Source organism: Pseudomonas sp. Teo4, assembly GCF_034387475.1.
Classification (GTDB): Bacteria; Pseudomonadota; Gammaproteobacteria; order Pseudomonadales; family Pseudomonadaceae; genus Aquipseudomonas.
Genome location: NZ_JAXCIL010000001.1, coordinates 2,288,567 through 2,310,565 on the forward strand (window position 1 = coordinate 2,288,567; position 21,999 = coordinate 2,310,565).

Consider the following 21,999-nt stretch of genomic DNA (forward strand, 5'->3'; position numbering starts at 1 on the left):
GCCTTGGGATATGCTGCCACCATGAATATAAGACGAATCGAATGTTTTCTTGCGGTGGTCGACCTGGGTACCGTCACCGCCGCTGCGCAAAGCCTGTTTCTGGCCCAGCCGGCTCTCAGCCGTCAGTTGCAGACACTGGAGCAAGAGCTGGACCTGAAGCTGTTCGATCACCAGCGCAACCGCCTGAGCCTGACCCCCGCCGGACGCGAGCTGGTGCCGCTGGCCCGTCAGTTGCTGAGCAATGCTCGCTCGGTCAAGGCGGCCGCCAGCAGTTGGAAGGACGGGCGCATCAAGCGCCTGTACATTTCCGCCACGGCGGCCACCATCAACGAACTCATCGCCCCGTTCATCACCACCCTGCCCGACAGCGACCCGCTGCTCCTCACCGTCGAGGCGCCACACTTCAACATGCTGCACCTGCTGCACGACGGCATCGACATGGTCGTCAGCCCGACCGCCATCGAAGGCGACGTGGCGAGCCTGTACCTGGGCCAGGCACCCCTGCGCGCTTACGTTTCGCCCGATCACCCCTGGGCACGGGCGCAACGCCAGACCATCGCCCTAGACGAACTGGTGCAACACGAACTGATCTTGCCGGGCCGGCAAAGCGTCAGCCGCCTACAGCTGGACTTGGCGGTGGCCCGTGCCGGTCTCGCTTACCAGTCCATCATCGAGTGCGGCCAAGCCGCCACCATTCAGGCGCTGGCCGTGAGTGGCCGGGGCATTGGCATCGTGACCGACCTGCCCCGCTACGGCGCTTACGACCTGCACATACTCGATGCGCCGGGCAGCCCGAATACCTATCTGGGCGTCGATCTTTACGCGGCCTGGAGCCACGAGCACTACAGCACGCCAGTGCTGGGTGGGATTGCCGCGCGGATGAGGGATTATCTGCTGCGCAGGTTCTGAGGGTGTCTGCGACGTATCCAGCCGTGTGGGCCATCTTCCATGGCGCTGTGCCCCAGTACCTACTGAGCGTCTGTGCCGTCATCACGATGTGGAGGTAACGTCGTGATTGGCCCTTCGCTAAGGCAGTATTTACCGGTTTGAACACTGAGATCCCAATAATCATCTACTCTCGGAATGTTCAATGCGTGATAAGGAGTCGTCTGTGGGCACCTTCCGCATATCGCATGGATTTACGCTCACCCTCTGCTGGGTGGTCTTTATATGCTTTGTCGACATCACCAACGCGCTGGCCGACAAGCCAACGGCAGAGAGGGTTGAGAGAACCGCGCAAGTGACGCGCTTGACCCTGACGTCAGACACGCCGTTGACCGTTACCTTTTCTCCTTGCCCGGGCTCCGGTGCGGACTGTTCTGTAAATGCCGACTCTGCAGACGCTGAGAACCAAGCAACTCAGTCAGAAGGACCAGAAGCCCCCATCACCAAGCTGCAGCGTATCGCCCGAGCATTGGGGTCGATTCCGGACACACAGGTATGGATCCAGGCGCTCACTGTTTGCCTTGTAATATTCTCGGCTTACCTGTCGTTGCGAACGGCGCGAATTTCAAGACTCAATGTTCAGGTCGACGCCTTTCAGAAACTCCGCGCCGAATTTCTCTCGTTCAGCACCAAATTGCCCATACATTTCTGGACCCAGCAAGAATTGCCCGAGGGCGATTGTGAATCCTACGATGAGCTTCGCGCCATGGAGCGATACTGGTTTCAATCATTCGATGAGTGGTATATCACGCAGGTTCTTCACCCAAACACCTTAGGCCACCTTTGGGATACCTACTATCGGAATGCAATTTTGAAAAATCGTGAGAGTGCAGCGATGATCGCGGCTCTTATTCATACGAAGAAACATACCGGAGCGACACTCTACAAGCGATTTTATCGGATGGTCGTGTACCAGGGCTGGTGGCGAATCAGCACATATCGTAGAGCTGAGGAGCTTGCTAATACGTGGGAAGCACACATAGCTACGCAAAAGAAACTTCGCGACGCAGCGCTCAAGGACACCACGTGAACACTGTCCTCGAGAAGCTTTGGATCCCGACCCGAATGCGTCCTGGGACCAAATTGCTTCCGAAATGGAGGAACACGCGGCAAAGCAGGAACCAATTACCTAAAAACTCGACGGCCATTTTTGGCCGTTAGCCGCCCTCTGCGAAGAGTGGCTAAGGATCGACTCAGTCTCTGACCACTGGCAACGGGCGACTCTCCACCGATCATGATGATGAGCTTGATGGTCGAGTGGAGTGCAATGTCGCAACACCCAAATTCATGATTTTTTGCATCCAGCCTTGGCGGAAATCACCCAGAAATCTGCCGCCCGATAATTAATGGGCCTTAGCGAAACGACGTGATAGTGCATCGATAGGATCGGGCCTTGACGCCATCCCCATGCCCGCGCCGTCAATGGCTAGCTGCTCTAGGCGAGCTGCGGCATAGGGTGAATCGCGAATGGGTAAAAATGCTCCTTCCAATCAGAAGTACTCCTAGGCCAGAATCTGCGAAACGGCTCCATTTAGTAATAGCGCCCGCTAAGTGGGGACAGCCCCAAAGCGAGATGAGCCTCTGCTTTTCTCGGGATGCTAAAATATCAACCCCTTACGCAGAAACGTAAAGCTCGCACTCAAACTGCCGACTACATGGCGAGAGAAACGAGCCTAGTCGCCCCCTCCCTCTCATTCAAGACGCCCTGCTCCGGGTTATCAAGATAATCTATCCGAAGGAACAATTACTTGAACCAATCTGCATCCAAGTTACCAGAAAGTCCTTACCAGCCCTCTGATTCAACAATATTGGTGCGAAAGTTTTTCCGGAAAGCACCGAAGTATTGGAAGGTCATCGCCGGTGCGATTTCCCTTTATGCTGTAGGCGCAGCAATCCTCGCGCTATATGTCTATCTTTACACGATCCAACGGGTTGATTTATTCATGCCATCCGTTGCGGTAAGCCCGGCTCTGTTCGCTTGGTTAGTCTGTGGGGCCCTCATTCTCCTCGCCTCATTACTCTGCATCATCACACCAGCCATTGTATTCACTGGGCTGATATCGCTATTCAGCCTGCGAGCCAAAGACGCAGTCAGATTAACACCTCGACTAGCTATTCTCATGGCTGGCGGCTTCGGAATCATGATCTTGGGCGCATATAAACTTAAATCAGACGATTTCGCTTGGTCATTCTTGGTGGTATGGCTCCTTGGACTATCAGGTATATGGCTGATAGTAGCAGCAACAAAATCGCAGCGATCAAATTACTTTAATAAAATAGAAGGAAAAAATTGGTACAAAGCCAGAATAGCGGTGACAATCTTGGTCGCATCAATAATCTACTTATGTACCGTAGCGGTGGGGATATATCCTACAACATTCATATCTTGGTCTCACCCTGAAGGCTCAACGGAATCTGGAGAGTTTCTGGTCATGGGAATCTCTATTGCCTGGATGGTACTTATCTGCATCCCAACAATTACCTACTACAACACGGAAGGAGATCTTTCCAAAAAGGTTTTCAACACTTTAAAAGCAGTTTGCATCGTGATCCTTGCATTTCTTTTAATGTCGCCATCCTTATTTGGCCTGGTAGCTTACTCCGCTGCATCAGCGGTGCAACTAAGAAACTCACAAGTATCCGAATATATTGTTAGCAAAAAGTATCCAAAAGAAACCTTGGACAAAGAAACTTGGAAGGTCAAAGAGATAAATAATAAAGAAAAAAATGTCACCATACAAGCCTTCCCCTTGTTCAAATTCGGCGAGACCCTGCTGCTTTGCCCCGCCAAATACGCAAGCCTCGATAAAAACCACATTGCTGAGTTTTCCAAATATTGCTTTGCAACAACGAATTCTGAAATGACTCTGGCCCCACCCGCTCAATCGGAGCGAATTTTTTACCTTAAAGAAACCTACTGTGGCCGAGTATTCACAAATCCCCCTTTGAAATTAAGCCAGAAACAGCAATGCGTGTTTGCTCCTCCAAAGAGCAACCCTATGGCAAGGTAGCTTCTAGCCATCATACGAAATTTTGGATTTATCACCTATTATTTTATTTGCGTCGAAATTAAGGAAATGCAGCCGTGAGTGAATCCTGCCGCGCGTTGGGTTAACCCAGGTTCTCACAACTGAGGGCGGCAGCCCTTTAGTCACGAGAAAGTGTTAAAGGCAGAGGCCGCCACACCAAGAATATAGATGGTATTTATCGAGTAAATATTTAACTATCTTTGAATGGCCTTTTTTGGCCAACACCCCCTGACGGGACTGGTGCAGAAAGGCCAAAAACGGACATTAAGAGCCTAATAAACTAGGAGCGATTCATGGAGCAATCATTCGCGATTCGCGGCAATTTACCAGAAATCGCCATTGAGAACGGGAGGTATTCTACGTTTCCGAACATGCCTAATTACTTAACTAGAGAACATGGCCTGAATTTCTCGCGCCCCTGGCTTTGAGTTGTACGGGGGCTTAAGTGCGATAATAAGAAGGTACTCGAGAGCAATCCTATCGGTTTCGTTGCTGACCTGTATGAAGCGAACAGTTTCCCAAGCCCCCCACCAAGGCTTGCTCTTATGTGGCGAAGTCTGGTCATGTTGTCTTAGCTTAATACGTCGGCCGGCTTGCCCAACGTAGAGAGCTTTCCCGTCTTCACTGAAATAGGCATATACCGCACCTTTCCCATTGTCCCCTAGCTTACCTTTCTCGAAATAAGTTTTGCGATCCTTAGGCTCTGTATTCGAATAAAATAAATTTTCGGCCTCGTTTGAAGCGTCTTCAATTGCTTGCCGAAGTTTTTCGAAAGCTGGCATTAATACGGCCACCTAAAGTGAGCAACACAATTTTAAATGAGCACGCTCGGAGTGGCTCAAACGGCCAGTTGCGAACCCTTTATCCAAACGCATATATACACGGATTCGAGCTTTCATCGCAAATAATTTTAGGCAAAATTTGACACAGTGCCAGAAGTTTGGGCAATGCCCGATCTGGGTCGAAAGCAACGAAAGCCGAGAGGCTGCTTTTGGTCGTTAGCTGACCTCCACGAAGGGCGGCCAAGGCTCGGGAGCTGCCATTCGCGACAGACCGCTATCGGCCGATTACTGCCGTTGGTACAAGGCAGATACTGACCAATAGCCGTCAGCTACGATTGCCACACCGGCCGGTTGCCCCCTCAATTAAATACCCAAAGCACACGGGTCGGCTTGTCCGTCAAATTGGCATACCGAAAACGTGCGTGGGATTGCAGCTGAAAACTGTCACTGGCGTAAAGCGTCACAGGCTCGCCATCACCCAGCCACACGGTCAGCTCGCCTTCAAGCACGAAGCAGCCCTGCTCGGAACTGTCATCCAGGTACTCTTCGCCACTGGTGGCCCCTGGTTCAAGGTGGCTGTCGAGCATGGCAAAACCGCCCGTAATCGTAGGTGATGCCAGCACATCGGTAATACCACCGCCCAGATGCAGGGTACGACGCTCATTGGGACGGCTTACCCAATCAAGGCCACGGGGTTTGTCCAGGTTGTAGAAATACGCCGTCGATACACCGAGTGATTCGCTGATAGCCGTCAAGTCCGCCACAGTCGGGCGCGACACGCCCCGCTCGACCTGGGAAAGAAAGCCAACCGAGCGACCAATGCGTTGAGCCAGCTCGCCCAGTGTCAGACCTTTGAACTTGCGCAGATCGCGAATGAGCACTGCCAGCTCTTCGACTTCTTCGTGAACCTTCATGCTTCAACCTTAAAACAAAAAATACCGTATACCCTGCAAAGCCCGGCACGGCAATTGGCCGTAGCGACTGTCTGAGCACACGAAACCCACGGCAGGGGGAGCTGCCCCTGCCGTGGGCTACATCCTCAACGAATGGCCTGGTACGTCAGGTCCAGGCACTTGCGGGCCTTTTCCACCAGTTCGTCGATCTCTTCAATGCTGATGACCAGCGGCGGCGCGATGATCATGGTGTCACCCACTGCGCGCATGATCAGGCCGTTGTCGAAGCAGTGCTGACGGCAGATCATGCCGACACCCAGGCCTTCGTAACGGGCCCGTGTGGCCTTGTCTTTCACCAGCTCGATGGCACCCAGCATGCCCAAACCGCGCACTTCGCCCACCAGCGGGTGGTCGGCCAGCTCGCGCAGACGCTTTTGCAGGTAGGGTGCGGTTTGTTCGCGAACCTGCTCGATGATTTTTTCATCGCGCAGGATGCGCAGGTTTTCCAGGCCTACAGCAGCCGCCACCGGGTGGCCGGAATAGGTGAAGCCGTGGTTGAAGTCACCGCCTTCGCCAAGCACTTTGGCCACTTCGTCACGCACGATCACACCGCCCATGGGGATGTAGCCGGAGGTGAGGCCCTTGGCGATGGTCATCAGGTCGGGCTTGAGGTCGTAGTAGTCGGTACCGAACCACTGGCCGGTACGGCCAAAGCCGCAGATCACTTCGTCAGCGACGAACAGGATGTCGTACTTGGCCAGGATCTCCTTGACCTTCGGCCAGTAGGTCTGTGACGGGATGATCACCCCACCCGCGCCCTGGATCGGTTCGGCGATGAAGGCGGCGACATTGTCCACGCCAACCTGCAGGATCTTCGCCTCCAGCTGTTCGGCGGCCCACACGCCGAATTCGGCTTCGGTCATGTCGCCACCTTCGCCATACCAGTACGGCTGCGGGATGTGCACGATATCCGGGATCAAACCGCCTTGCTGGTGCATGCCGCTCATGCCGCCCAGGCCCGCACCCGCCACGGTGGAACCGTGGTAGCCGTTGATACGGCCAATGATGACCTTCTTGTCCTTCTTGCCTTTGATCGCCCAGTAATGGCGAACCATGCGCAGCACGGTGTCGTTGCCTTCCGAGCCGGAGCCGGTGAAGAACACATGGCTCATGCCTTGCGGGGCCACGTCGGCAATCGCCTTGGCCAACTCCAGCGCTGGCGGGTGGGCAGTCTGGAAGAACAGGTTGTAGTACGGCAGTTCCTTCATCTGCTTGCTGGCCACCTCGGCCAACTCGTCACGGCCATAGCCAACTGCCACGCACCACAGGCCAGCCATGCCATCGAGGATCTTGTTGCCTTCGCTGTCCCACAAGTACACGCCCTTGGCCGAGGTGATGATACGCGGGCCTTTCTCGGCAAGTTGTTTGACATCGCTGAACGGTGCCAGGTGATGGTCACGGCTCATGGCTTGCCAGGCAAGCGTCTGCGAATTCTTTTCACTCATCGACTTCTCTCCATCAACATACGCAGCCGGGCTGCGGGAATATTGTTTTATTCAAAAACGGCCAATAATCAGGCGGACTTCAACATCAGCTGGCGCAATACCGAACGTTGCCGGCAGGCTTTTCCAAATGACTGGAAGATCGTCAGGTAATGTGGGTTTTCAAGTACCTGAAACTCCGGGTGCCATTGCACGGCCAGGGCAAAACCCTTGCTGCCTTCCACCGAAATCGCTTCTACCAATCCGTCCGGCGCCAGCGCTTCAACCCTCAGCCCTGGCGCCAGTACATCGATGCCCTGGCCATGGATGGAATTGACGTCGATGACCGGCGGCAAGCCCATGCGGTCCATCATGCCGCCCGGCTGAATGTGCATCTTGTGGCGCGGGCCATATTGCTTTTCCAGGGGTTCATCCTTGCCTTCACGGTGGTCCATGAATGCACCGGTCTCGTGAACTTTCTGGTGCAGGGTCCCTCCCAGCGCCACGTTCATTTCCTGAAACCCACGGCAAATGCCGAGCACCGGAACACCAGCAGCAATAGCCGCACGCATCAGCGGCAAGGTCGTGGCATCACGCAGGGGGTCGTGATGGGTACCCGGCGCACTGGCCGGGCCGTTGTAATGGAACGGTTCTATATTCGACGGCGAGCCGGTAAAGATCAGCCCATCCACCGTGTCAATTATGTCGGCGGGATCCATCAAGTCAGCGAGACTGGGAATCACGATAGGCAAACCACACGCCGCCTTTGCCGCCGCGCGCGCATACTTCTCGCTGATAGTCTGGGTTGCATGCAGTTCAATCATGCTCGTGCATGCAGTGATGCCGATAACTGGCACACGTGGCATATCATCCTCCGGCAAATCAATATTGCGAGTTATATTCAAACTTTGTGAGTAGAGGGTGCAGCGCAATTACTTGAATATTAAAACTTACAAGAACCAGCGATATTCGCGCGCATTGATTTCATTCAGAAAGTCCAATTGCTCCTGGTATTTGTTTTCGCAGTAGACCATCACGAACTCACTGCCCAGCCCCTCGTTGACCACGGGGTGGTGGCGCATGGCGGCCACGGCGCTCAGCGCGTCCTTGGGGAAGTCGATGCCACTCTTGCGGTTGTCGTTCAGCGGCGCGATGGGTTCGATGCCGCGCTCCAGGCCATGCTCCATGCCGGTCAGGATGGCAGCCAGTACCAGGTACGGGTTGGCGTCGGCGCCGGCGAGCCGGTGTTCGATACGCAGGTTGCGTGAGTCGGACTCGGGAATGCGGATGCACGCATCGCGGTCTTCGAAGCCCCAGCTCGCAACGCTGGCAGCATTGACCATGGCGCCATAGCGGCGATAGGCATTGTGGTTGGGGGCGAAGATCGGCATGCAATGGGGCAGCAGATCCAGGCAGCCCGCCACCGCATGGCGCAGGTTGCGCTGCTCACGGCCGGCCAGGATGTTGTTGCCGGCATCGTCGTACAGGCTTACATGCACATGCATGCCGCTGCCCGGGGCGTCGAGGTAAGGCTTGCTCATGAAGCTTGCGCGGTAGCCGTGTTTCATCGCCACACCGCGGGTACTGCGACAGAACAGCGCCGACCAATCCGCCGCACTCAGCGCATCGTCACTGTGGGAGAAGTTGATTTCGAATTGGCCCGGGCCCAGTTCTGCCGTGATGACGTTTGCCGGTACACCCTGCTCATTGGCGACATCGACCATCTCATGCAGCACGGACGAGAATCGCGACAGCCGTTCGATATGCATGTTCGGCTGGTCATCTTCATCATCGGTCGCAGTGTCGCGTGGGAACTGCGGCAGGCCGTCCTTGAGCTTGCGATCGAACAGGTAGAACTCAAGCTCGAACGCCACCACCGGGCGGATACCGCGCTTGGCCAGGCGTTGCACCACACGGGCCAAAACTTCACGGGGTTCGAACTCGATAGGCTTATCGGTGCCATCCGAGGTCATCAGCATCTGCGCGATCACTTCCTTTTCCCAGCGTACCGGCTTCAACGTACCGGGCACCAGGCGCCGAGCCGCATCCGGGTCGCCATCGGCGAAGCAATAGTCACCAATTGGGTAGAGGCCACCCTGGGTGCCCAGCAACACACAGTTCTGAGGCACCTTCAGCGGCGCCCCCGCGGCCACTTTTTCAAGCATGTCCAGCGGGTAGCGCTTGCCATAGAAGTGCCCGGGAATATCCAGTGCAATCAGGTCGACATAACGTACTTCTGGATGTTTCGCGCGGAAAGAGCGCACTTCAGTCAACAGATCCGGAAAGATGAGACTCATCTTCTTATCCTTGTGATGTGAACGAATTCAATTGAATACCCAGAGCACGCGGCAGGGCTTGTCCGTCAGGTTGGCGTAACGCAAGTGCGCGTGGGGCTGCAGCTGGAAGCTGTCGTCGGCATGGAGTGTCACGGCGTCGCTGTCGTCCAGCCACACCGTCAGTTCGCCCTCGAGCACGAAACAGCCCTGCTCCGAACGGTCGCTCAGGTACTGATCACCACTGGTCGCGCCCGGCTCAAGACGGCTGTCGAGCATGGAGAAGGCACCGGCGATGGTGGGTGACGCCAGCACATCGGTAATGCCCGAGCCGAAGTACAACGTGCGCCGCTCATGAGGGCGAGTCACCCAACTGACTGCGCGCGGCTTGCTCAGGTTGTAGAAGTAGGCGGTCGATACGCCCAGTGCTTCGCTGATGGCGGTGAGGTCCGCCACGGTTGGGCGCGAAACACCCTGTTCGACCTGGGAAAGATAGCCAACCGATCGATCGGCGCGCTCAGCCAGCTCGTCCAACGTCAGGTGCTTGAACTTGCGCAGATCGTGAATAAGGATCGCGAGGGCTTCAACCTCTTCGTGCATCTTCATCGCTCAGGGCTGCCGTGAAATTATTTGATTTATTTTTCATGAAAAAATACATGAAAAATTTCACGAGTCAAGCCAGGTGCGATTTTCTGTCTCCGTGACCGGCAGGTGGAGATGCCTTGGAGCAGGTTTGCTCAGCCATGGCCGCCACGAATACCAGTGCAATTTCAAACGAGCCGGTAGCCTGGAGAATCAAGCCGACGATGATCAGCGTGGAGATCCCGACAGTATTGCCAAAGCCGTTGAACACGCCCCCGCACGGGCCGGAATTAGTGGCGGCGATCCAGGATCATGTTCAGCGAGCTTGAACTGCTCGGTGTAGTTGCCCATAGATCCCCCCAAGGGTTGAATTTGTGTCCAACTTCTTGGGGGCAGTCCACTCTGTGGAGGCGGGTCTACCCGCGAAGCAGGCAACGTGGAGGATGGCACGGGCTACGCCCGTGTTCGCGGGTAAACCCGCTCCCACAGGGATCGCGCAGCTTTTTAGAAACTGAGCAAGACAGTTGCGCCCACAGAACTGTCTCCAGCCTCCAGGCTTGTGCGGTAACTGTGGGAGCCGGGCTTGCCGGCGATGGGCCGCGAGCGGCCCCACATCCAGGTGGCCGCCCCGACCCTGACAGTCAAACCTGCTCTTAGGCCCGATTGTGTGTCCCCGCCCGATCGGCCGATTGCGAGCGGGGCGTCAAGATGGCCAAAGCAACCGCCACGATCAAGAGCGCCGGCACGTCACCCACCAAATGCCCCATTTGCCCCGGCTGGGTGACCGCCTGGACGGCCATGACTCCTCCGTGTACAGCGCTGGACCAAGCGGTAAACCAGATCAGGCTCAGATTGGCCAATGGATCAGGTGCGGCCAGCATCAAGAACACGCCAAGGGTGGCGTAGATGCCAACGATCATCATCGGGTAGTCCGAGTGACCAGCGTGCCAGGCCCAGCCGGAGGGCCAGGCCAACATAAGTGGGTAGAGAGCAAGGCACGCGAGGCCAGCTAAAACTAGAACAACGCGCAAATACCTGAGGCGATCGGCTTCGGTCATGGCGGACTCCTCTTTGGGTCCAACTCCAAGTTGCCCCCAGTGTGGTAATAATACCTTCTGGATCCACTGAAAACCGCAATGTGCAACGACTTCTATTTTTTGCCGCCAATGCCCATTAGCGCCGTAGCAACTTCACCTCCACCCGCAACCCCATCAGGTTCTTCATCGATTTCCGCCATGCTCAACCGCGATGTCTCACGTAGCTTCAACGAGCACACTGCGACTAATGTAAGCGCCCCTGCTCCATACAACGCCACACCCAGCGGGTTGTGGTCAGTGAGGATAAGGATCGCCGTGGCGATACTCGATGCGGTACCCCCACCCAACGCCGCGCCGATCTGGTAACTGGCCGAGATCCCCGAGTAGCGCATGCTGCGTGGGAACTGCTCGCCCAGAAACGCTGGGATCGGCCCTTGGGTCGCGCCCATCAGCAGGCCGGTCAGGCTGTAGGCGCACAGCGCAATGCCAAAGCTCTTCATGCCGACCAGCTCGAAGAAGGCAAACAACCCCAAAGCCATAACCACGGAGCCGAACGTCATAACCATACGCCGGCCCAGGCGGTCGGACAGGTAGCCGAATAGAGGTGCGGAAAACACGATAGCGATCGACAACGTCAGGTCGAACATCAGTGCCTCGGTGCTGCCATAACCCACCTGGGTGGCGTACGTCAGGAAGAACGTGCTGCCAATGTAGGCAATGGTGCAGTAGCCGAAGGCGATGCCGGTGCACAACAGCAGCTGCCGTGGGCGCTGGCGCAGGGCCTCGGCCAGTGGCGCGCGTACCGGCTTGACCGCTGGGATGGCAACGGGTGTCGGCGATTTGAGGCGGGCGTACAGGCCGACCAGCACCAAGGTGCCACCGAGCCAGAACGGGATGCGCCAAGCAAAGTCCACCAGGTTGTCGTCGAAGGCGGCACTGACGATGGCGAAGACCGCCGCACCGAAGATGCCGCCAACGCCAATGCCCATGCTCGTGAAGCTACCCCATAGCCCTCGCCTGCCCGGCGGTGCGGATTCGATGCCGAACAGCGCGGCACCGCCCCACTCCCCGCCCGCGGCGAAGCCCTGGACCAGGCGCAGCACCACCAGCAGGATCGGCGCTGCCACACCGATACTGGCGTGGGTTGGCAAGCAACCGATGAGGAAGGTGCTAAGGCCCATCAGCAGCAAGGTCGCGACCAGCACTTTCTGCCGGCCGATACGGTCGCCGAAGTGACCGAACACCAGCCCGCCCAGTGGCCGGGCGAAGAAGCCGGCGCCAAAGGCGCTGAAGGCCACCAGGGTGGCCGTCAGGTGGTCCATCTGGGGGAAGAACACCTGAGGAAACACCAGCGCGGCGGCGGTGCCGTAGATGATGAAGTCGTAGAACTCCAGCGCCGTGCCCATGCCAGAGACGCAGAAGGTCCGGAAGGCGGAGCGGGAAGACGCCGAGTGGGAATGGTCCGCATACATTGTTGTTGTTCTCGTTCAGCGGGTGCCGCCCGAGGCAGGCGGCACCGGGTGGGCTCAGAAACGTTCGAAGCCGGCCTTGGCCAGTTGCAGCGGTGTGCCCGCCACGTATTCCAACAGGCAACGCTCAGTGTCGATGCCCACGCTCAGCAGGGTCTCCCAGCGCTCGGTGTCGGGCATGGACATGTCGGGATGGAAGCAAATCGGCGCGCTGTCGCCTTGCGCACCGCACATGGCTTCGGCGCGGGCACGCAGGTCGGCGCTGTCCATCTGGCCGATCACCTGTTGCAGATGGCCCAGGCGGCTTTGGGTGTCGGCGCGGTCGGCCACCTGCTCCCCCTGGCTCAGGTGCGGGTCGAGGAAGTGGTTGGTATGCAGCAACCAGCCGTCTTCGCGCGGTAGCACCAGCGCCGTGCGCTCGGGGCTCAGCTCGATGCTGACCGCACGCGGGCTGCTGTCCTGGCGGGAGAACACGGTCAGCACGGTAGAGGCACTGACCCGCGCCGAACGTGCAAGCTCGATGGCCTCATCGACGCTGCTTGCTTCTTCCAGCAGGCGACGGGCAATGGCATGCACCGGCACGCCGCCGCTGTCGTTGTCGCTGGCGTGGTGCAGGATATTGAAGTGCAGGCCCAGCCCTGCGCTGTTGACGCCCAGCTTGGCAAGCATGCCGAATTCGCAAAACAGTTTGACGTGCATGCCCCGCTCGGTGTGCAGCGCCAGCATCAGCCCGTGCGGGCAGAGGCTGTCGTGCCAATCCCAGGTCTGCAAGGTTTGCGGCGCGCGCGGGCCACGGGGAGCATGCACGGTGGTGGAGCACTCGCTGTGGCGGGTGCGTGCGGCCAGGACCTCGGTGCGCGCGTTCAGGCTTGCCAGTTGCCACAATGGCAGCTCGGCGCCGCTGGCGACACCGGCTACCTCGGCCGCCAGGTTCGGGCTCCAGGCCTCAAGGGCTGCCAGGCTGTTCTCGCCGATACGCTGCGCCTCGCGCAGGGGCACTCCGACCCGCGGGAAGAAGTCCAGGTAGAGGGCGGTGGTTTGACGGATCTGCTCGGCGAAGCGCTCGCCGATCTGGCGACCCCGCTCGGCGGGCGTGCGGATATCGGTGGCTAAGGTATGAATCTTCACTGCGGGGCAACTCCTGGTACAGCAGGCTCGGGGCATCGTTGCTGTTTTGGAAAGAAGAGACCGCTTCGTTCCCCCTGTTGCACTCACCTCCCGTGAGAGTGACAAGGCAATGGATCGGGCACGAAGAGGCCGCTGTGTTCAGGCAACCACCGCTAGCCTAGCGAGCCGTCCCCGGTCGATCATCGCCACAACCCGCACAACTTTTGTGCCTGAGCGGAACAATTGCGCCGCGCAGCCCGATTAAAGCCCCTGGCTGCGCAGTTGCTCGTGCAACAAGGCGATGAAGGCCTGCACCTTGCGCGTGTTGCGCCGATGGGGCAGGTACAGCACGTGCACCCAGGGCCCGAAGGCACTCAACGCCCGCCAGTAGTCTGGTAGCACTTCCACCAGCTGCCCGCTGGCCAGATAGGGCGCGGCGCACCAGGTGGGCACGAACTGCAGGCCATGGCCATCAAGCAGGCAGGACAGCAAGAAGTCGAAATTGTCGCTCACCAGCCGGGGCGTGGGCTGGCGTACGCGCAGGGTCTGGCCCTCGTGCTCGACCCACCAGAAGCTGCGGTTCAGCAGGGGATGGCGCAGCAGCAGCCAGTCGTGCTGGGCGTAGTTTTCCAGGGTGATGGCCTCGCCACGCCGGGCCAGGTAGTCGGGGCTTGCGCAGAGCACTACGCGGTTCTCGATCAACGGCTGGGCGATCAGTTCGGGCTGGTCGGTGGGGCCGTCGCGCAGCGACAGGTCGTAGCCACCGTCGATCAGGTCTTCATTGGCGTCATTGAGGTTCACCTCCAGACGCACCTGCGGGTGTTCGCGCATGAAGCGAAAGCACACCTGATTGAGAAACGCCGGGCCGAACGAAGGCGGTGCGGTGATGCGCAAGGTGCCACGCAGCTCATGCTGCAACTGCTCGACCTCCTCGGTCACCAGTTGCAGGTGCATCAAGGCCTGACGTGCGCCCTCCAGGTATACCGTCCCGGCCTCGGTCAGGGCCATGCGCCGGGTGGTGCGCTCGAACAGGCGCACGCCTAGCTCGCCCTCCAGATGGGCGACGGCCTTGGTGACGGCCGAAGGCGTCTTGCCCAACTGATCGGCCGCACGGCTGAAGCTGCCGTGTTCGGCGGCGGCGACGAAAATGGTCAGGGCCGTCATTTTGTCCATGGTTTCTTCCTGTTCGGCACAAGCGAGGCAATGAAGGGAACGCGCGAGTATCCACGCCTTTTCATCTAGCCCGCAAATTGCGGGGATTTGAATAGGCGTCACGCGGCCGGTGGCTTGCATCAAGGCAATCTTGAGGCAGGGATTTTTTCCAGATCGCGAACAAAGTTGTGCCTTCCGTCGCATTTAACCGGCCGCGCGCGTTGGCTAGGCTGCGGCGCAATCACAACAAGAACGAGGCACCGAATGAAGCACCTTCTCCAGATGGCGATCAGCGCGGGCCTGGCCTGCACCTCCCTGCACAGCTTCGCGGCAGTGGACGTGATCTTTCACAACGCCAAGGTCTACACCGCCGAGCCAGGCCAGCCACTGCAGCAAGCGGTGGCGGTCGAGGGTGAGAAGATCGTCGCCGTGGGCTCGGACCTGGCCGTACTGCGCCTGAAGGCCGGCGGAACGCGGGTCATCGACCTGGGCGGCAAGGTGCTGATGCCGGGCTTGCTCGATTCTCACTCCCATGCCATCAAGGGCGGCCTGCAGCTGGAGCTGGCCAACCTGATGGGCGAGCAGATCCCGCTCGATGAACTTGAACAACGCCTGCATCAGTGGCGCAAAGATGGCAAGGCCGTGCGTGGCGAGTTCTTGGTCGTCGGTGGCGTGCCGGGGACCTACTGGGATGACATCCCAGCCCTGGAGCAACGCTTCAACCAGGGCGAATGGGCCGCACAGCCGATCCTTCTGGCCGCCAACGATATGCATACCGGTTGGGCCAACCAGGCCCTGCTCAAGCGCGCCAAGATCGATGCCAAGACCATCGCCGCCCTGCCTGCCGAAGCACGCAGCACCATTGGCCAGCATGCGGACGGCACGCCCAACGGGTTTCTGGCCGACGCCAGCTACTACCCAGTGACCGACCTGCTGCCGCCGCTGTCCCATGACACCCTGATGACTGCCGGGCGCATGGCCCTGGACTACTCCAGGCAGCTTGGCATCACCGGCTGGATGGACCCACTGGCCAATGAACTGCCCGGCTCGGATGTGAAGAACGACTCGCTGGGCGTGCTACCGGTGTACAAGGACCTCTCCGAGCGGGGCGAGCTGACGGCCCACGTCGCCGCGCTGCTGATGGCCGACTCCAAGGCCCGCCCGGCCGACCTGGATGAACTGGACAAGGTGCGCCAGCAGTTCCTCGGCGTGCGCAACCTCACCCTGCCCGGCATCAAGGTCTTCGCCGACGGCGTCGCCGAAATGCCGGCACAGAGCGCGGCGATGCTCAAGCCCTACAAGAACTCCGGCCAACGCGGCGAACTGCTGCTGGACCCGAAGCACTTCGGTGAACTGGTCGACGCCGCCGACGCCCGTGGCTGGCTGGTGCACGTGCATGCCATCGGTGATCGCGCCGTGCGCGAGGCACTCAACGGCGTGCAACAGGCTCGGCGCGCACGTCACAGCGGCGTCCCCCATTCGATCACCCACTTGCAGATTGTCAGCGATCAGGACTATCCACGCTTCAAGCAGCTCGATGTGATCGCCTCGATGCAGTTGTACTGGGCCAGTGCCGACGAGACCAACCTCGACCTGGTCAAGCCGTATGTTGACGAGCATGCCTTCGCCCACAGCTACCCGGCCCATTCACTGTACAAGGCCGGTGCGACCATCGCCGGAGCCAGCGACTGGCCGATCACCACGCCAGAGCCGTGGAAGGCGATCTACCAGGCAGTGAGCCGCAAGGGCCCCAAAGGTGTCCTCAATGCTGACGAGGCCATCGACCGGGAAACCATGTTCCAGGCCTACACCCTCAATGCCGCCCGCGCCATGCGCCTGGAGCAGCAGGTCGGCTCGCTGAAGGTCGGCAAGCAGGCCGACATGATCGTACTCGACCGCGACGTGCTCAGCGTCGACGCCGAGACGCTGCGTGACACCCAGGTGCTGCAGACCTGGTTCGCCGGCAAGCAGATCTACCAGCGCTGACTGCTTCGCGGTTAAACCCGCTCCCACAGGCGCAACACAACTCCCTGTGGGGCGGGTTTGCCCGCGAAAGCCACACCCGCTTCACCGTGCATAACAACAATAATTGGAAAGCATCGAATGACCGTACGCATCCTCATCGCAGGCGGCCTGCTCGCCTGCACCCCGCTGGCCCATGCCCTCTACCTCGACGACGACTTCAGCCTCGAGGCCAAGGCTGGCCTGTTCAGCGACTACCGCACCCGCGGCATCTCCCAGACCCAGAACGATCCGGCCCTGCAGGGCTCGTTGACCCTGGCACACTCCAGCGGCCTGTACGCAGGCGTATGGAGCTCGAACGTCGACTTCGGTTTCGGCAGCAGCACGCGCCAGGAGCTGGACTACTACGCCGGCTACTTCTGGCAGATCAACGACGATGTCACCCTCGATACCTCGTACATCAAGTACGTGTACCCGCGCCAGGGCAACTTCAACTACGGCGAATACCATGCCGAACTGCGCGCCTGGGGTGTACTGCTCGGCGGCAATTATTCGGACAACTTCAACGGCGACCAGTCGATGCTCTACAGCTACGTGGGTTACACCACGCTGCTGCCGTCCGACACCGACCTGCTGGTGCGCTACGGGCGCAACGACTACAAGGACCCGAGCTGGTTCACCAATGATGGCGCCAGCCGCGACGACTACCATGAATGGGAAGTGAAGCTGACCCGCACGATGCTGTCGCTTGATTGGTCGGTCAGCTACATCGACACCGACCTTTCCGAGAGCGAATGCGCCAGCTATCTGGGCTTCAAGGATGTCTGCTCGGCCACCGTGGTGGCCTCGGTCAGCAAGACTTTCTGAAGCTGCGAATTGCCAATAGATGTCGCGCCTTTTTCTAAGGTACAAGCGTCAGCTTGGACGCTTGTTTATTGTTTTGAGGTCTTGCGACCTGAAGTTGAAACTACCGAACCTTTGGCGAATGGCCGTTATCGACCCGAAGCAGCCATTCGGGAAAGCGTGCTGTTGGCCAAAAAACCAGCGTGCGCATGTTGTGCTCGCTCATCACCACGGCAGTTAAGCTTGGGCCTTGTCTATGGCTTCCCGATGTCCTGCACCAAGGCCCGAAGAGGATTAATGAGTGCAACTTGCCCGTATCGAACGCGAGACGCTCAATCAATGGAGCCGGATTTATCCACTACCGTGGGCGCTTTTTCGGTAAGCGCATGCATGATGATGCGAGAGCCGCGGTAGCCGATGCTGTGGTTCCATACCCAACTCATCGCGACGCTTAGACGATTTCGCGTACCGATCAAAAAGTAGATGTGCGCGAGTTTCCAGATCCACCACGCGAAGGCACCACGCAGCTTCACCCGCCCCATGTCAATGACTGCCAGGCTGCGGCCGATGGTGGCCAGGTTCCCCTGGTGCCGGTATTCGAAAGGCCCGTCAGCGGGCTTACCCTTCAGACGCCGGCCAATCAGGTTGGCGACGTACTTCCCTTGCTGCTTGGCAGCCGGGGCGATGCCTGGTACGGGCTTCCCATCGGCCGTGGTGCACGAGGCTGTATCGCCAATGACGAAGACCTCCGGGTGACCGGCCACCGTCAGGTCGGGATCAACTACCACTCGACCAGCACGATCAGACGCAGCGCCCAACCAGCGAGCCGCAGGAGACGCCTGAACTCCGGCCGCCCATACGATGGTCTTGGCCGAAAGGCGCTGGCCGGCATGCACCACGCCTTCAACCGAGCATTCGGTGACTGGCGAACCCAGCACGACCTCGACCCCGAGTTTTTCGAGCGCCCGACGCGTATAGGCCGACAGATCCTCTGGGAAGACCGACAACAGGCGCGGGCCCGCCTCGATCAGTACCACACGCGATGTGCTCGGGTCGATTGAGCGGAAGTCACGGGTCAGCGTGTCTCGTGCAAGCTCGGCGATGGTTCCGGCCAATTCAACCCCGGTGGGGCCACCACCGATGATGACGAACGTTTGCAGCGCGGCACGGCGTTGCGGGTCGCTCGTGCGCTCTGCCTCCTCGAAGGCCGCGAGAATTCGACCTCGAATGGTCGTGGCATCTTCCAGCGTTTTCAAACCCGGTGCGAAAGCCCCCCATTCGTCGTGTCCGAAGTAGGCATGGGTGGCACCTGTCGCGAGCACGAGTGTGTCGTAGGTTTGCCGCGATCCGTTGTTGAGAATGACCTGGCGCGCGTTCTGGTCGATACCTTCTACTTCCGCCATCAAGGTGTTCACTTCCGGGCGATTGCGGAAGAGATGGCGAATAGGCCAGGCGATCTCCGATGTCGAGAGTGACGCCCCTGCAACCTGGTAAAGCAAGGGTTGGAACAGGTGATGATTGCGCCGATCGATGATCGTCACATCGACCTCGGCACCCGCAAGCCGGTTGGCAACCTCGATCCCGCCGAAGCCCGCTCCGATGATGACGACGTGATGTCGGTTTTCAGAGGTCTTTTTCATGACCTGGTCTCCTGTCTCTCAGCGTTTCAGCGCCGATGCGTGATGTGCCATATGCTCGCTAATGAAACTGGCAATGAAGTAGTAGCTGTGGTCATGGCCTGGGCGCAGATTCAACGTGAGCGGGTGCCCCGTTTCGTCGCAGGCTTTGCGCAGCAGCTCGGGCTGAAGCTGGCTCTCCAGGAACTCGTCTGCCAAGCCCTGATCCACCAACAACGGCAAACGCTCCTGCACAGTGCGAATCAGCTCCACGGTGTCGTACTGCTTCCAGGCTTCCCAGTCGCTGCCCAGGTACGCCTCGAAGGCTTTTTGCCCCCAGGGAACCTGGGTCGGAGCGACGATGGGCGAGAAGGCCGAGACGCTTCGATAACGGCCTGGATTGCGCAGGGCGATGACCAGGGCGCCATGCCCGCCCATGGAGTGGCCGCTGATGCTCCGCTGTGCTGTCACGGGAAAGTGGGCCTCGATCAGCGCCGGTAGTTCCTGCACGACGTAGTCATACATCCGATAGTTCGCAGCCCAGGATTGCTGTGTGGCATTGACGTAGAAACCCGCGCCCTGTCCAAGGTCATAGGCAGGATCGTCGGCAATGCCTTCGCCGCGAGGGCTGCTATCGGGCGCGACGACGGCAATGCCATGTTCGGCCGCGTAGCGCTGGACGGCGGACTTGGTGATGAAGTTCTGCTCGGTGCAGGTCAGGCCTGAAAGCCAGTACAGCACCGGCACCTTGCCATGCTGCGCTTGCGCCGGCAGATAGACGCCAACTTTCATCGTGCAACCGAGCGTCGTGGATGCGTGTTGATAGACGTCCTGCCAACCATCAAAGCTGGCGTGATGTTCGAGGCGTTCCATGTTGTTCTCCAATGTTCAAACGAGCGGCACAGCGATCGCGTGCCAGGACGGCGGCTCGTCAGGAAGATTGCTCGTTGATTGCCGTGTCGCCGTGGGCGTGCCTGATCCTGCGCACCACCCACCAGATCGACAGCATCACCATAGGCACCAGAGCCGCCGTCACCGGCGCCACAACGTTGTGGATCATCGCAATGCCCTTGAGCAGATAGCCGAGAAGACTCACGACGTAGTATGAAATTGCCGCGACCGACAGGCCTTCGACGGTTTGCTGAAGGCGCAATTGCATCTTGGCCCGGTTATTCATCGAAGCCAGCAAATCGCGGTTCTGGCGTTCGAGTTCGACGTCGACCCAGGAACGCAGCAGCGCGATGGCCCGGGTAAGCTTGTCGGAGAGCTTGGCCTGACGTTCCTTTACGGATTGGCATGTCCGCATGGCGGGAGCGATGCGACGCTGCAGGAAGTCCGTCCAGGTGCAGTACCCGGCCACGGCCTCTTCCGAAAGCGCAGCCAGCCTTTCTTCGACTATCTCGTAGTAGGCACGGCTGGCGCCGAAGCGATAGAGATTCGCCGCAACACCAGCTTCCAGCTCGGCAGCCAGGCCAGTCAGCTCGGACAACAGCTCGTCGTTGTCGCGCCGCTCTACCAAGCTCGAACGCATCTCGTCGGTGATCGCTGCAAGGCGCGACTCCATGTGTCGCAGTTGCGACGTCATCGATCGTGTCAGTGGCAGGGACAGCAACGCCAAAGTACGGTAGTTTTCGATCTCCAGCAGACGTTGAGCCAGTGCTCCCGCCCGTGCCGGAGTCAAATCGCGGGTAAGGACGAGGATCTGCGTCAGGCCATCCTCATCCTGTCTGAAGTCGGTCAGGATGGCGGCAGAGCCGTTCTCCACCAGCGAGTAGCACAGGCTGGCAGGATCGAAGCGCTCGACCTCCTTCTCCGTATCCAGCGTCCATGGCAGAAGTTTCAAACGGATGCCGGATATGACCGGGCCCGGAGCAATAAATCCATGCTTGAACGGATTTTCGCTGCACGGCTCTCCCGTGTCGGAATCCAGCGAAGCGCACCAGAGATACGTCGAGAACTCGGTGTGTTTTTCGCAGTGCAGGTCTCCCTCATCCCATGTCATGCCGTGAAGCGGCGTAGCGTAGTCCGGTTCGCCAGTACTGAAACGGTGAGATAACGTGCTCGTCGCCATTTGATCCTTGACCGTGTCGCCTTCAGTCATGAAAGCGAGCTGCAATATGCCGCGAGGGGCCTGAAGCAACAGATGCGGTCGCGCGTGCACTTCGCCCACGGCTGCGGCACGATCAGCAAAGGCCGGCATGCCATACACGGTGGCGCTCGGGGAGAAGTATGCGGTCGTCATATTGATGTGCACCGGCTCTTTCATAACGACCTCATCTCAGATTGGTTGAAAACACACTTAAAGGCTTATGCCCGCAGCTATGCGTTTCGCACATGGCTGCGGGCCGTTCTTCAGGAGCTGGCACCGTCGCTGTACAGCGGTTTCTGCTGACCCTTTAAGAACGCCCTCAGCCTTGTTGCTTTCAGACGAAGGTGTACGAACAGATCTTGTTGCCTGCCGGATCACGCAGGTAGGCCGCATAGGCACCCGGCAGGTGACCACGTGCGCCAGGCTGCCCCTCATCGGTGCCGCCTGCGGCAAGGCCGGCGGCGTGGAAGGCATCCACTTCGGCGGGAGTGGCGGCCGCAAAGCCGATCGTCACGCCGTTGCTGGAGGGTGCTTCACCATTACCCGGACGAGCGATGATGAACGCCGGCTTTTCTCGACCGAAAAGCACCCACCCACTGCCGAAAGGGCCAAGGTTGTTGATGCCGAGGGCACCCAGCGCGGCATCGTAGAATGCGGCCGACTTCTGCACGTCGGCGGCACCGATAAAGACGTGCGAGAAGATGCCGTCGCCGGAAATGACAGGATTGGACATGGTTGA

20 protein-coding genes are annotated in these 21,999 nt (G+C 59.0%); 5 read left to right on the forward strand and 15 right to left on the reverse strand.

All coding sequences use genetic code 11. The features are described from left to right. Positions 1 to 21 precede the first annotated feature (21 nt). The 3 genes from PspTeo4_RS10365 to PspTeo4_RS10375 all read left to right on the forward strand — a co-directional run bounded on the left by PspTeo4_RS10365 (position 22) and on the right by PspTeo4_RS10375 (position 3,956). Complete coding sequence (locus tag PspTeo4_RS10365; protein ID WP_322363639.1) at positions 22 to 909, forward strand: LysR family transcriptional regulator; 888 nt, start codon at positions 22 to 24, stop codon at positions 907 to 909. Positions 910 to 1,111: 202 nt separating this feature from the next. Continuing rightward, entirely contained in the window at positions 1,112 to 1,975 is an 864-nt protein-coding gene (locus PspTeo4_RS10370; protein ID WP_322363640.1) for a hypothetical protein, read from the forward strand. 718 nt (positions 1,976 to 2,693) lie between these two features. Further along, positions 2,694 to 3,956: a hypothetical protein gene (locus PspTeo4_RS10375; RefSeq protein WP_322363641.1), complete on the forward strand. Its 1,263-nt coding sequence runs from the start codon at positions 2,694 to 2,696 to the stop codon at positions 3,954 to 3,956. Between the two features lie 401 nt (positions 3,957 to 4,357). Here the strand turns inward: PspTeo4_RS10375 and PspTeo4_RS10380 are convergent, their stop codons facing one another. The 11 genes from PspTeo4_RS10380 to PspTeo4_RS10430 form a co-directional block, all read right to left on the reverse strand. Continuing rightward, a complete protein-coding gene (locus tag PspTeo4_RS10380; protein ID WP_322363642.1) occupies positions 4,358 to 4,756 on the reverse strand; it encodes a GIY-YIG nuclease family protein in 399 nt (132 codons plus the stop codon). A 359-nt stretch (positions 4,757 to 5,115) separates the two neighbouring features. Continuing rightward, positions 5,116 to 5,670 carry an XRE family transcriptional regulator gene (locus tag PspTeo4_RS10385; RefSeq protein WP_322363643.1) on the reverse strand — a complete coding sequence of 185 codons (555 nt, stop codon included), beginning with the start codon at positions 5,668 to 5,670 and terminating at the stop codon, positions 5,116 to 5,118. 125 nt (positions 5,671 to 5,795) lie between these two features. Then, positions 5,796 to 7,154: an aspartate aminotransferase family protein gene (locus PspTeo4_RS10390; RefSeq protein WP_322363644.1), complete on the reverse strand. Its 1,359-nt coding sequence runs from the start codon at positions 7,152 to 7,154 to the stop codon at positions 5,796 to 5,798. A 68-nt stretch (positions 7,155 to 7,222) separates the two neighbouring features. Further along, a complete protein-coding gene (locus PspTeo4_RS10395; protein WP_322363645.1) occupies positions 7,223 to 7,996 on the reverse strand; it encodes a gamma-glutamyl-gamma-aminobutyrate hydrolase family protein in 774 nt (257 codons plus the stop codon). Between the two features lie 84 nt (positions 7,997 to 8,080). Then, on the reverse strand, positions 8,081 to 9,427 hold the full coding sequence (locus PspTeo4_RS10400; protein ID WP_322363646.1) for a glutamine synthetase family protein: 1,347 nt from the start codon (positions 9,425 to 9,427) through the stop codon (positions 8,081 to 8,083). A 27-nt stretch (positions 9,428 to 9,454) separates the two neighbouring features. Then, a complete protein-coding gene (locus PspTeo4_RS10405; RefSeq protein WP_322363647.1) occupies positions 9,455 to 10,009 on the reverse strand; it encodes an XRE family transcriptional regulator in 555 nt (184 codons plus the stop codon). A gap of 67 nt (positions 10,010 to 10,076) precedes the next feature. Beyond that, entirely contained in the window at positions 10,077 to 10,256 is a 180-nt protein-coding gene (locus tag PspTeo4_RS10410; protein ID WP_322363648.1) for a hypothetical protein, read from the reverse strand. 382 nt (positions 10,257 to 10,638) lie between these two features. After that, on the reverse strand, positions 10,639 to 11,043 hold the full coding sequence (locus PspTeo4_RS10415) for a DUF6632 domain-containing protein (protein ID WP_322363649.1): 405 nt from the start codon (positions 11,041 to 11,043) through the stop codon (positions 10,639 to 10,641). A 92-nt stretch (positions 11,044 to 11,135) separates the two neighbouring features. Next, on the reverse strand, positions 11,136 to 12,494 hold the full coding sequence (locus PspTeo4_RS10420) for an MFS transporter (protein WP_322363650.1): 1,359 nt from the start codon (positions 12,492 to 12,494) through the stop codon (positions 11,136 to 11,138). A gap of 54 nt (positions 12,495 to 12,548) precedes the next feature. Continuing rightward, positions 12,549 to 13,619: a C45 family peptidase gene (locus PspTeo4_RS10425; RefSeq protein WP_322363651.1), complete on the reverse strand. Its 1,071-nt coding sequence runs from the start codon at positions 13,617 to 13,619 to the stop codon at positions 12,549 to 12,551. Positions 13,620 to 13,859: 240 nt separating this feature from the next. Further along, a complete protein-coding gene (locus tag PspTeo4_RS10430) occupies positions 13,860 to 14,771 on the reverse strand; it encodes a LysR family transcriptional regulator (protein ID WP_322363652.1) in 912 nt (303 codons plus the stop codon). A 243-nt stretch (positions 14,772 to 15,014) separates the two neighbouring features. On the opposite strand from PspTeo4_RS10430, the gene PspTeo4_RS10435 reads away from it, so the two are divergent. Both PspTeo4_RS10435 and PspTeo4_RS10440 read left to right on the forward strand, forming a co-directional pair. Beyond that, positions 15,015 to 16,736, forward strand: coding sequence for an amidohydrolase (locus PspTeo4_RS10435; protein ID WP_322363654.1), 1,722 nt, complete (start codon positions 15,015 to 15,017; stop codon positions 16,734 to 16,736). Positions 16,737 to 16,853: 117 nt separating this feature from the next. Then, entirely contained in the window at positions 16,854 to 17,579 is a 726-nt protein-coding gene (locus PspTeo4_RS10440; RefSeq protein ID WP_322363656.1) for a TorF family putative porin, read from the forward strand. Between the two features lie 308 nt (positions 17,580 to 17,887). On the opposite strand, the gene PspTeo4_RS10445 is transcribed toward PspTeo4_RS10440, so the two are convergent. The 4 genes from PspTeo4_RS10445 to PspTeo4_RS10460 all read right to left on the reverse strand — a co-directional run bounded on the left by PspTeo4_RS10445 (position 17,888) and on the right by PspTeo4_RS10460 (position 21,993). Continuing rightward, positions 17,888 to 19,195 (reverse strand): NAD(P)/FAD-dependent oxidoreductase, encoded by a 1,308-nt coding sequence (locus PspTeo4_RS10445; RefSeq protein WP_322363657.1) that lies wholly within the window; start codon positions 19,193 to 19,195, stop codon positions 17,888 to 17,890. Positions 19,196 to 19,213: 18 nt separating this feature from the next. After that, positions 19,214 to 20,044 carry an S-formylglutathione hydrolase gene (fghA, locus tag PspTeo4_RS10450; RefSeq protein ID WP_322363658.1) on the reverse strand — a complete coding sequence of 277 codons (831 nt, stop codon included), beginning with the start codon at positions 20,042 to 20,044 and terminating at the stop codon, positions 19,214 to 19,216. Between the two features lie 58 nt (positions 20,045 to 20,102). Continuing rightward, positions 20,103 to 21,437 (reverse strand): DUF3422 family protein, encoded by a 1,335-nt coding sequence (locus PspTeo4_RS10455; protein WP_322363659.1) that lies wholly within the window; start codon positions 21,435 to 21,437, stop codon positions 20,103 to 20,105. 157 nt (positions 21,438 to 21,594) lie between these two features. Next, positions 21,595 to 21,993, reverse strand: a complete 399-nt coding sequence (locus tag PspTeo4_RS10460; protein WP_322363660.1) for a VOC family protein — start codon at positions 21,991 to 21,993, stop codon at positions 21,595 to 21,597. Between the last annotated feature and the right edge of the window lie 6 nt (positions 21,994 to 21,999).